This window comes from Vibrio sp. 1727, from assembly GCF_033344415.1.
Classification (GTDB): Bacteria; Pseudomonadota; Gammaproteobacteria; order Enterobacterales; family Vibrionaceae; genus Vibrio; species Vibrio alginolyticus.
The window spans coordinates 1-780 of sequence record NZ_JAWPOT010000195.1 but is presented as its reverse complement, the minus strand read 5'-3'; the positions used below and the strand labels follow the sequence as shown (position 1 = coordinate 780).

The following is a 780-nucleotide window of genomic DNA, read 5'->3' as shown; positions in this document are numbered from 1 at the left end:
GAGGCGTTTAAAGCTTCTGCGACAAAAACGACGGCGCAGCCAGTTACGGCAAAAGAGCCGAAATCAAGCACGACAACAAAACCGGTAGCGAAAGCAAAACCAACACCGAGCGTAAAAGGCAATGGAGAGGTGGAAGTGCGCTTGCGAGCGTCTCTACATGGCAAAACGTATGTCGTGCCTTACCTGTTAGATAATCAGTTTTATATGGAATATGGTAAGCCGTGGAATCGACTCAACTACGAAAGCTCGCAACAGATTTGTCAGCAGTTGGGCATGTCGCTCGCCACGGCGACTGAATTTAAAGCGTTGCGAGATTCTGGTGTGATGGAGAAGAACAAATGGCCGCTGCAATTGCCGTATTGGGGTAAAGATAAGAAAGGCTTGTTTGCCGATCGAGAACCAAATCAGTTAACCGGCTCGTCGTTGTTGAATGTGATGTGTGTGAAGTAGCGGTTGTTCATCCTTAATGCCTCCATACATTTTAGGACGAAACATGCTTGTCAAAACGAAGAAAGCCCCGCGATGCGGGGCTTTTTTGCGGTCTCAAATATTGTTGCTACTTGAGAGGTGTTTCTTTGTGACAGTTTGAGCAAATGTACACTTCTTTGATACCGACAAATCGTTCCCAGAAGGTTCGACGTCTTCTACGTAAATGCACACTGTCGCAACAAGGGTTGACGATGGTTGCTTTAGTCATCGTCACCTGGTTCCAAAATTGGTAGTGAAGCCGCGATGCTTGTCATTACTTCTTTGTTGTGAGAGTACAGGCCATATTCCGGC

Annotated in this window: 1 pseudogene; it reads left to right on the top strand. The window is 46.8% G+C overall.

From position 1 onward, the window contains the following. A pseudogene (locus tag R8O10_RS24730) lies at positions 1-450 on the top strand (SPOR domain-containing protein); the annotation flags it as partial. Between the last annotated feature and the right edge of the window lie 330 nt (positions 451-780).